We start from the raw sequence: 10,573 nt of genomic DNA on the forward strand, positions 1-10,573 counted from the left end.
GAATAAATTCCAGGTAAAAACATATGTCCCTCACTGTTGTCGGCACTATGGCATTCGATGAGATCGAAACGCCATTTGGAAAATCAGGAAAGATCATTGGTGGTTCAGCCACCTTTATCGCATGGGCAGCATCCAATTTTGTAACGCCAATTAACCAGGTGTCCGTAATCGGTGAAGATTTCCCGCAGGCGGAACTGGATGCACTTACAGCAAAAGGCGTGGCATTGGATGGTGTACAGATAAAGAAAGGAGAAAAATCATTCTATTGGGCTGGTAAGTATCATATGGATATGAACTCCCGTGATACATTGGTAACGGATCTCAATGTACTGGCTGATTTTCAGCCTGTAATCCCGGACAGCTATCAGGGCAGCGAATTCCTGATCCTGGGTAACCTGACTCCACAGGTACAGATGAGCGTACTGGATCAGATGAAGGTGAGGCCCAAGCTGATCGTGATGGACACGATGAACTTCTGGATGGAAGTAGCACTGGATGATCTGCTGAAAGTACTTAAGAAAGTAGATGTACTGATGGTAAATGACAGTGAAGCGCGTCAGCTTAGCGGTGAATTTTCATTGGTAAAGGCAGCTCACAAGATCCTGACTATGGGACCGCGCTACCTGATCATTAAAAAAGGTGAGCATGGCGCATTGTTGTTTCATGAAAATCATGTGTTCTTTGCTCCGGCTATGCCGCTCGAAGATGTATACGATCCCACAGGCGCCGGCGATACTTTTGCCGGAGGTTTCATTGGTCATCTTGCAAAAACAAAAGATATCTCTTTCGAGAATATGAAGACAGCCATCATTGTAGGTTCTGCAATGGCTTCTTTTTGTGTGGAGAAATTTGGTACTGAGCGACTGAGAGAGGTTACAGCAGAGGATATCAGCGCCCGTCTGGAGCAGTTTGTTCAGCTGGTGAATTTTGATATAGACCTTGTATAGATTTTTGAATTTTGAGATGTAGGAGTTTGAATTATAATGACGATGTTTATCCTAATTCAAATTCCTACATCCCGAAATTCAAAATTATTTAAAGATCCCGTTCAACACTTCCGCCAGCCTCAATCCTCCTTTCAGCAGTTGTTTGTTCAGATCATTGATAAATACATAATTGTATCTGTAGCTAAGTTTTGAATCTGGCTGAGTATAAGCATAGATTTTATCTGACAGCTGGTGTGATTCAAACATCCAGTCGGCAATGGAGCCGCTCTGCATCAGTTTCACTTCTTCCGGTGATGCGATATCCAACGCCTGAGTGTATTCAGTATAGCTCAGTTGCTGGAAATCTATCAGCTGTTCATCCCATACCTTGTGCAGGTTAGAAGGTTTGTCGAACCACATTACATTGATTTTGTTGCCACCCATATCTTCATCTCTGCCTACATGCAGCGGCATATGCATGTCGCCTATCATGTGTACGAGGAAAGAGAGCATGAATTCCTGTTCGCTTTTGGCCAGTGATTTGTTCTTCAGTTCTTTTATTGCCATTTGTGTGGACGTGTGGAGATTCTCGCCGTCAGCGGTCTTCAGCAGGCTGTCGAACTGACTACGGGCAATATTTGACGGAAAATCCAGGTAATGCCATTTGTTGGTGTGATCATACACATGTGTGGTGTCTGATTTGATAAAGTCAGGCCAATTAGCTACCATAGCGAGGCTCCGCCTTCCCAGGATAGCGGTAATGGCTTTGCGGGCCTGCGGAGTAAGGTGTTGATATGCAATTTCAGCCACTACCCTATGACCAGTAGGTCCCCAGGCGTAGGAGGAAACAGGTAATAAAAAGGCGAGCAGCAGCCCTGTTACGATCATTTTTCTCATAAGTACATCCTTGATTGAAGAAGCGAAAATAAAGCATCTTTTTTTAACACTTTTTCACGACCTTCTTTTAGTATTTTTACATACTACTCAAAACACATTATTCAATATGTCATTTAAGATACATGCGCCATATGCTCCCGCTGGTGATCAGCCGGAAGCGATTAAACAGTTGACTGAAGGCTTACAGGCCGGAGAGCCCTTCCAGACGTTGCTGGGGGTGACCGGTTCGGGGAAAACGTTTACAGTGGCCAATGTGATTCAGAACGTACAGCGCCCTACACTGGTGCTCACACATAACAAAACGTTGGTAGCGCAACTTTATGGGGAGCTGCGGCAGTTTTTTCCGGACAATGCGGTGGAGTACTTCGTTTCCTACTATGATTATTACCAGCCGGAGGCATATATGCCTGTAAGTGATACTTATATTGAAAAAGACCTGGCCATCAATGAGGAGTTGGATAAACTTCGTCTGAAAGCCACGTCTAACCTACTTTCTGGCAGGAGGGATATTATTGTGGTAGCCAGCGTATCCTGTATTTACGGTATGGGTAACCCAACCGATTATGAGAATGGGATCATCCGTATCAACAAAGGGCAGACAATGAGTCGCAATACTTTGTTGCATGGCCTGGTAAATTCACTGTATACTCGTACTACCGGCGACTTTAACAGGGGGAATTTTCGTGTACAGGGAGACACGGTGGATATTAATCTGCCATATGTGGACTATGGTTACAGGATTACTTTCTTTGGAGATGAAATTGAAGAGATCGAGAGCTTTGATGTGCAGAACGGAAAGCGTATCGGCACAATGGAGAATGCCGCGATCTTCCCCGCAAACCTTTACCTGGCGCCGAAAGATATTATGCAACAGATCATCTATGAAATACAGGACGAACTGAAGGCACAGGTAGATTATTTTAAAGCTAATGGCAAGCTGATAGAAGCACAGCGTTTGTCAGAGCGAGTGAACTATGATGTGGAGATGATCCGTGAATTGGGTTACTGTAGTGGTATTGAGAACTATTCCCGTTTCCTTGACCGGCGCAAACCAGGCACCCGCCCGTTTTGCCTGCTGGACTACTTTCCAAAAGATTACCTGCTGGTGATTGATGAAAGCCACGTGACCGTGCCACAGATTGGTGGTATGTATGGAGGTGACCGTTCCCGCAAGCTGAACCTGGTGGAATTCGGGTTTCGCCTTCCTTCGGCGTTGGACAACAGGCCACTTAATTTTTATGAGTTTGAGAACCTGCTGAACCAGGCCATATTTGTGAGTGCGACGCCTGGTGAGTATGAGCTGAAGAAAACAGAAGGTATTGTAGTGGAGCAGGTGGTTAGGCCAACCGGTCTGCTGGAACCTCCTATTGAAGTGAGACCCAGTGTGAATCAGGTGGATGATCTGCTGGAGGAAATAGATAAGCGTGTGCAGAAAGGGGACCGTGTGTTGGTAACTACACTGACCAAGCGTATGGCCGAAGAAATGGACAAGTATCTGGGCCGTATCAATATCAAATCGCGTTATATCCATTCTGAGGTGGATACCCTTGAACGTATTGAGATCCTGCGGGATCTGCGCCTTGGTAACATCGATGTATTGGTAGGGGTGAACTTGTTGAGGGAGGGGCTGGATCTTCCGGAAGTATCGTTGGTGGCCATTCTGGATGCTGATAAAGAAGGCTTTCTGAGAGATGAGCGCTCGCTGACACAAACGGCTGGCCGCGCTGCGCGTAACGTTGACGGATTGGTGATTTTTTATGCCGACAAGATGACGGACAGTATGCAACGTACCATTGATGAAACGGACCGTCGGAGGGAAAAGCAGGCCGCTTATAATATTGCGCATAAAATTACTCCAAGGACAGTGCGGAAGAGTAAGGAGCAGATCCTCGGACAAACCTCAGTGCTGGAGATCAAACATTTTGATGAAACGTCGCCATTTGCTGTGCATGATGAAGTGATGCTGGTAGCCGAGGATGCGATGGAATATGCAAAAGCGTCTGCAGCTACAGAGAAAACGATCCCGCAGCTGGAGAAGGCTATTGTAAAGGTGAGGAAGGATATGGAAAAGGCAGCCCGTGATCTCGATTTTATGGAGGCAGCCCGTTTACGCGACCAGATGTTTGCGATGGAGAGAGAGTTGCAAGAGATGAAGCAATAATATTACATAGAATTTATTTACATATAATTGTTCAGTTTTTTATATTGAAATGATAAATTAATAATTTGTAATTATTTATAAATAAATATATTATGAAGACTTTCCTGTCAATGTAGTGGTGCATTGACAGGATTTTTTTTGAAAATCTTAATTCAAAATTAATATTGATAGAAAATATTGAATAATAAATAGTTACATAAATTATATCGATTGCAATATTTCCTTCCTCTCTTCAAAACAATAATTAACATTATTAATAATTAATATATAATTGAGTTAATCCTAAATAATCCACTCTGAATTTAAATTTTTCTATTTTTAAGCTATTCTATTTGATGTTTTGAATTTCAGACCTACTTTTATTTAAGAAATTTAAAAATCAAATGCTATGAAGAAAAATTCATTTCAGGACTATCTCCCGTTCATTGTTCTGGCGATAGTGGCAATTATTGGAATTTTTATTCCTACCCTCCCGAATTTTGCTGATTCTGGCAAGTATAATACATCAGACATTGCCTGGATACTGGTCGCATCTTCCCTGGTGTTTCTGATGACCCCCGGTTTGTCATTCTTTTATGGTGGCATGGTGAACAGGAAGAATGTTATTTCTACTATGATGCAGAGCTTTATCGCTACCGGTTTGATCAGTGTAGTATGGGTAGTGGTAGGTTTCTCACTGGCATTTGGCAAATCAATCAATGGTATAATCGGTGATCCCACCACCTTTTTTATGTTTAAGAATGTAGGGTCAGGAGCCCCCTGGAGCCTGGCCCCCACTATTCCGCTGCTGCTGTTTGCACTGTTTCAGATGAAGTTTGCAATCATTACGCCTGCGCTGGTGGTTGGAGCAGTGGCGGAGAGGATTCGTTTTACATCTTATGTGTTGTTCATGGTGATGTTCAGCCTGCTGGTATATGCTCCGATAGCACATTGGACCTGGCATCCGGATGGCATCCTCTTTAAATTGGGAGTGCTGGACTTTGCGGGTGGTACGGTTGTACATATTTCCGCAGGTTGTGCCGCGTTGGCTGGTGCACTGGTGCTCAAACGCAGAAAGGACCATATTGAGAAGAAAGAATTGCAGCCCGCTAATATTCCTTTTGTATTGCTGGGTACTGGCCTTCTCTGGTTTGGATGGTTTGGCTTCAATGCAGGATCTGCTCTCGGGGCCAATGCACTTGCGGCTACTGCTTTTGCTACTACTAATACTGCTACAGCTGCTGCCGGCTTAACATGGGTATTCTTTGACGTGGTACGAGGAAGAAAACCGTCGGCTCTCGGATTTTGCATTGGCGCAGTAGTTGGCCTGGTGGCCATCACACCTGCAACCGGTTATGTGGCTATCCCGCAAAGTATTTTCATTGGTTTCATCGCAGCTATCATCTCCAACATGGCTGTACACTGGAAATCAAAAACCAGCATTGATGATACACTGGACGTATTCCCCTGCCACGGTCTTGGCGGTATTGTAGGTATGTTGCTTACTGGTATTTTCGCTACCAAAACCATCAACGAAGCTGGTAATAACGGATGGTTCTATGGCAACTTCGAGCTGTTCAGGAACCAGGTGCTGGGTCTCTTGCTCGTAGTGAGTTACAGCTTCGTTATGTCTATCGCTATCTTCAAAATCATCAACCTGATCCACCCGTTGCGTGTATCTGAAGATGAAGAAGCACTTGGACTGGATGCTACTCAGCACAATGAACATTATCATCCGGCCATGATGAGTGTGAACGACAATGGTACGCTCCGTGAAGAAGAGTTGATACACTCCTGAAAAGCACCGCGATTGATCATAGCAAATGACACGGATTTTTTGAATAGTGACCTTTATCAAATTTATTAAGACGTATAACCTTTAACGTTAGAGACACTGGAATGGATAATTAATAACACAAGCTGTTAGATGATTGAAACTCACCTGTAAAATTCCTGTTATTAATTATCCATTCCTTCTATTTCTATAGTGTGTTCTTCTATTGTGTAAAACCTTAAGCACGCATTCCCAAAACAACTCGCAAGGAAAGGAAGCATCTATACTTACCATTTTATCAACCAAATAATAAGTACATGAAACGATTGCTAACGACCTTATTCGCTGTGGGTAATGCTTTTGCTGCCTTGTCTCAATCTGCAGACACCATTTCTACACCAGCTTTCAAATTTTCAGGTTCCGCTGATGTGTATTATAAGTATAACCTGAATGGCAACTATACTGATAACAAAACCAGTTTCACTAACTCTCATAATTCTTTTGAACTGGGCATGGTATCTCTCAAAGTGGAGCATGGATTCAAAAAAGGAAGTATCGTAGCGGACCTCGGCTTTGGAAAACGTGCCGGAGAATTTTCCTACAATGAACGTCCTGCACTGACGAACGATATGAGTGTTGCCATCAAGCAATTGTATGTCTCCTATCAGCTTACTGAAAAAATAAAGGTAAGCCTTGGCAGCTACGCCACGCATATCGGGTATGAGCTGGTAGATGCTTATCTCAACAGGAACTATAGCATGAGTTATATGTTTAGCTATGGTCCATTTTTTAATACCGGCGTTAAGGCCGACATAGCGCTGAGCTCTTCACTGAGCGCTATGGTTGGGGTTTTCAACCCTACCGATCTGAAATCAGTAACACAGAACAGTCATAAATATATAGGCGCACAGCTGGGGTATGCACCTGCAGGAACGCCACTGAAGCTCTATCTTAACTACCTGGAGGGGAAAGATACCGCCGGTATTCAGAATCATCAGGTGGATGTAGTGGCTACGTATCAGGTTAACAATTTGCTGGGCTTGGGGTACAATGGCACTTATAGCACCTATTCTTTTAACGGGGATAAAGCTGCTCTGGCCGGTACGCAGAAATGGTGGGGATCTGCCCTATATGTTAACTGCGACTTTTCCAACAAGTTTGGTCTGACAGTAAGGGGGGAATACTTCAGTGACAAGAGCGGCCTAAAAGTGTTTACAGCCGTTCCGGGGGGTGGAGATGTATTTGCAGGAACGCTGTCGTTCAGTTATAAATCAGGAAACCTCACCATTATCCCTGAGTTCAGGATGGACAAGGCTTCTGCAGACATTTTCAATAAAGCCAATGGGAAGCCATATAATCTTACCTCCAATCTGCTGCTGGCAGCAGTGTATCATTTCTGAAACTAGCTGAGGAGATGGCTTTCGGTTACCGGCTCAACAGTTTTTTTTATTTACCGAAAGCCAAATTCTTAGAGCTAATTACGATTTGTATTATCTTGTACGAAAAAATACAATGGTACAACCATCCACGTTGAAATTTCTGAAATCACTCAGATCCAATAACAACAAAGCCTGGTTTGACGATCATAAAGAAGCATATCAGGCGGCCAAGACCGATTTTGAAAGTGTGGTGCAGCAGATAATAGACGGTTTGGCAAAACAGGACCCCTCACTGGGAGGATTACAGGTAAAGGATGCAGTTTTTCGTATATACAAAGACGTTAGATTTTCCAAAGATAAGACACCATATAAAGTTCATATGGCCGCGGCTTTTCAGCCTGGGGGAAAGAAAGCCATGTCTGCCGGTTATTATGTACACCTGGAACCGGGAGGCAACAGTATGGCCGGCGGTGGCATATGGATGCCACCAGCTGCAGAGCTGAAAAAGGTGCGCCAGGAAATAGACTATAACTTCGATGAATTTGAGAAGATCATTTCCAACAAAGAATTCATCAGGCGCTTTGGGAAGATAGAAGGCGAAGCACTGAAATCTGCTCCTCAAGGCTATTCTGCAGACAACCCCGCTATTGCTTATCTCAAACTGAAAAGCCTCGTTGTTTCACATTCGTTTTCAGATGACCTATGTACACAGCCTTCGCTGGTGAAGGAGATCCTGAAAACATATGCAACTATGCAACCCTTCATTAAATTCCTGAACCGCTCGTTTGAATAGCTTCCCAGTCATTATGATTATTCAATTATTCGGCTATCTGGTTATATTATATATAATCAGATAGCCGAATAATTAAATAATCAAATGACTAAATGCTTTTAGTTTTTGTGGATTAGAAACTCGAAAGGGCGTGCTTTACGGTTCTTCAACAGGTTTTCCTTATCAGTACGTGCCTGGGCAAACCGTTGGTTATACACATTTGCCACTTCGATGATAGGTATGATTCCATCCAGTGTATCCTGTTGATCAACAATGTTCATGATACGGGATACCTGTGAGGAAAAATTTGTGCTCCACTCTTCAGTAAACTTGTGCATTAACAAAAGCTCACGATTGGTGTTGGTTTTCATAGGCCTAAAAGGGTGTTTTTCTGATTAGAAAATAAAGAAAAATTCCTGTATCTCTCTAAAATTGGATTACTCTTTTATTGAAAAGTAATAGTTGGCATAGGATTATGCTATCAAAATTCAATTTTATCTACCACAAATCAATACTACTTCCGTGTAATTTTTACACTTTCCGTGTTATGAATTTATGAAAAGTGAAAAAAAAAGCAAGCGATAAAACGCTTGCTTTTAAGGAGTTACAGATATCTTTTCGTATAGTCATCTCCGGGAGCTACGTTTACTGCCTTTTTAAGGCAGAAATTACATAGCACAACAGTATGATTATAACCAGTTCTGTTGTTGCAGATATTCGGCAATCTGTACGGCGTTGGTTGCTGCACCTTTGCGCAGATTGTCGGCTACGATCCACATATTGACAGTCTTAGGCTGTGTTTCATCTCTGCGTATGCGGCCTACGAATACTTCATCTTTATCGTGCGCATCTTTGGGCATCGGGTATTGTGCCTTGGATGGGTCGTCTACGACAATCACGCCAGGAGTCCTTTCCAACAGTGCGCGCAATTCTGCGACATCGTATTCATTTTCAAATTCTATGTTTACTGATTCACTATGGCCGCCCATTACCGGAATACGTACAGTCGTTGCAGTTACCAGTATGGTATCATCCCTCATAATCTTTTTCGTCTCGTTCACCATCTTCATCTCTTCTTTTGTATAGCCGTTGTCGAGAAACACATCGATCTGCGGGATAACATTCAGGTCAATGGGATATGCGTAAGCCATCTCGCCTGAAATGCCTTGTCTTTCATTCATCAGCTGGGTAACTGCTTTTACGCCGGTACCGGTTACTGACTGGTAAGTGGATACTACTACCCTTTTGATCTTATATTTTTCGTGCAGAGGTTTCAGTACCAGTACCATCTGTATAGTAGAACAGTTAGGATTGGCAATGATTTTGTCTTCCGGGGTGAGCGCATCTCCGTTTACTTCAGGAACTACCAGTTTTTTGGAGGGATCCATTCTCCAGGCGGAGGAATTGTCGATCACAGTGATACCAGCGGCTGCAAACTTAGGCGCCCATTCCAGGGAGGTACTGCCACCGGCGGAGAAGATCGCTACATTGGGTTTCATGGAAATCGCCGTATCTGCACTCACCACCTTCCAGGTCTTGCCCTTAAATGTTACTTCTTTACCTACAGACTTCTCTGAAGCCACTGGAATCAGTTCTGTCACGGGGAAATTCCTCTCCGTCAACACCTGTAACATTTTTGAGCCTACCAGTCCGGTAGCTCCTACTACGGCAACTTTCATTTTAAATTTATTTTACATTTTAAATTGTGGAAAACTCAAAATTAATATATAACGGGCGCTTTTCATAACAGTAGATTTTTTTTCTTCTGTTAAGAATGCATTAACCAACGCCACTGTTTTTTCCTGTAAGTTTAAATGACATCAAACCCTTATGTATGCTTATTCCCATTGTTTGTATCTCGCTGCTGGCGTATGCAGATTCAGTACTGCCGTCAGCCTATGATGTAGTTATTCATGAAATAATGCCAAGACCCTCTCCTGTAGTCGGATTACCACCCTGTGAATATATTGAGCTGCGTAACAGGAGTAACCATATGGTACAGCTACAGGACTGGCGTATCGCTGTGAACAAGCGGGAGGTCACTCTTCCGGCTTATACACTTCTGCCTGATAGTCTTGTTGTACTGTGTGGTGCTGCCGCTGCTGACAGTGCTGGTATCCACAATATAATGGGAATTGGGCGCTTCCCGGTCTTACCGGACGATAGTGGCCTTGTTGTATTGTATAACAACAGCCGTAAAGTAATACATGCCGTTGCTTACAATCCTTCATGGTATGGTGTTTCACGTAATGGCAAGGCCGGATATAGCCTGGAAATGGCAGACGCTAATTGTCCCTGCACCGGGAAAAGTGCCTGGAACGCTGCCCCCGGATCACCAGGCAGATATAATACCAGTGTGGTAACCGTAGCCGGGTTTTCCGGTCCGGACCTGTATTATGCAGCGGTTACAGACAGCCAGCAATTGTCTATCTGCTTCAACATGGCTATAGACAGTGTCACAGCAGGAGATCCGGCCAGATATCAGCTGAGTGGCAACCGTATTACGGGCGCTACTGTGTTGCCTCCATTATTCAATACGGTAAGATTACAAACAGCTTCACCCCTGCAACCCGGAAATACGTATATTATTACTACGAAAGGTATTACCGACTGCCTGCAAAAACATACTGGTATTAAAACAGCTATAGCCCTGGCTTTGCCGCAATTGCCCACTCCCCAGGATGT

At 43.7% G+C, this 10,573-nt stretch carries 9 protein-coding genes; 6 read left to right on the plus strand and 3 right to left on the minus strand.

What is annotated here, in order from left to right; all coding sequences use genetic code 11:
- Nucleotides 1–23 precede the first annotated feature (23 nt).
- Nucleotides 24–947, plus strand: a complete 924-nt coding sequence (locus VM802_RS17865; protein WP_325532985.1) for a PfkB family carbohydrate kinase — start codon at nt 24–26, stop codon at nt 945–947.
- A gap of 84 nt (nt 948–1,031) precedes the next feature.
- Here VM802_RS17865 and VM802_RS17870 read toward each other — a convergent pair whose 3' ends face one another.
- Nucleotides 1,032–1,823, minus strand: coding sequence for a S1/P1 nuclease (locus tag VM802_RS17870; protein ID WP_325532987.1), 792 nt, complete (start codon nt 1,821–1,823; stop codon nt 1,032–1,034).
- Nucleotides 1,824–1,929: 106 nt separating this feature from the next.
- On the opposite strand from VM802_RS17870, the gene uvrB reads away from it, so the two are divergent.
- From uvrB to VM802_RS17890, 4 genes are all read left to right on the plus strand, one after another.
- A complete protein-coding gene (gene uvrB / locus VM802_RS17875) occupies nt 1,930–3,984 on the plus strand; it encodes an excinuclease ABC subunit UvrB (RefSeq protein WP_325532989.1) in 2,055 nt (684 codons plus the stop codon).
- Between the two features lie 388 nt (nt 3,985–4,372).
- Entirely contained in the window at nt 4,373–5,761 is a 1,389-nt protein-coding gene (locus tag VM802_RS17880; RefSeq protein WP_325532991.1) for an ammonium transporter, read from the plus strand.
- A 293-nt stretch (nt 5,762–6,054) separates the two neighbouring features.
- Complete coding sequence (locus VM802_RS17885) at nt 6,055–7,137, plus strand: porin (protein ID WP_325532993.1); 1,083 nt, start codon at nt 6,055–6,057, stop codon at nt 7,135–7,137.
- Nucleotides 7,138–7,249: 112 nt separating this feature from the next.
- Nucleotides 7,250–7,909, plus strand: coding sequence for a DUF2461 domain-containing protein (locus VM802_RS17890; protein WP_325532995.1), 660 nt, complete (start codon nt 7,250–7,252; stop codon nt 7,907–7,909).
- Nucleotides 7,910–8,007: 98 nt separating this feature from the next.
- On the opposite strand, the gene VM802_RS17895 is transcribed toward VM802_RS17890, so the two are convergent.
- A complete protein-coding gene (locus VM802_RS17895; RefSeq protein ID WP_142684331.1) occupies nt 8,008–8,259 on the minus strand; it encodes a hypothetical protein in 252 nt (83 codons plus the stop codon).
- A gap of 318 nt (nt 8,260–8,577) precedes the next feature.
- The gene (locus VM802_RS17900; RefSeq protein WP_325532999.1) at nt 8,578–9,567 is read right to left on the minus strand and encodes an aspartate-semialdehyde dehydrogenase; all 990 of its coding nucleotides are present in this window, start codon (nt 9,565–9,567) and stop codon (nt 8,578–8,580) included.
- A gap of 155 nt (nt 9,568–9,722) precedes the next feature.
- On the opposite strand from VM802_RS17900, the gene VM802_RS17905 reads away from it, so the two are divergent.
- Nucleotides 9,723–10,573 (plus strand): lamin tail domain-containing protein (locus tag VM802_RS17905; protein ID WP_325533001.1); only part of this gene is annotated, 851 nt, incomplete at its 3' end.

This window comes from Chitinophaga sp. (assembly GCF_035538455.1).
GTDB lineage: Bacteria > Bacteroidota > Bacteroidia > Chitinophagales > Chitinophagaceae > Chitinophaga.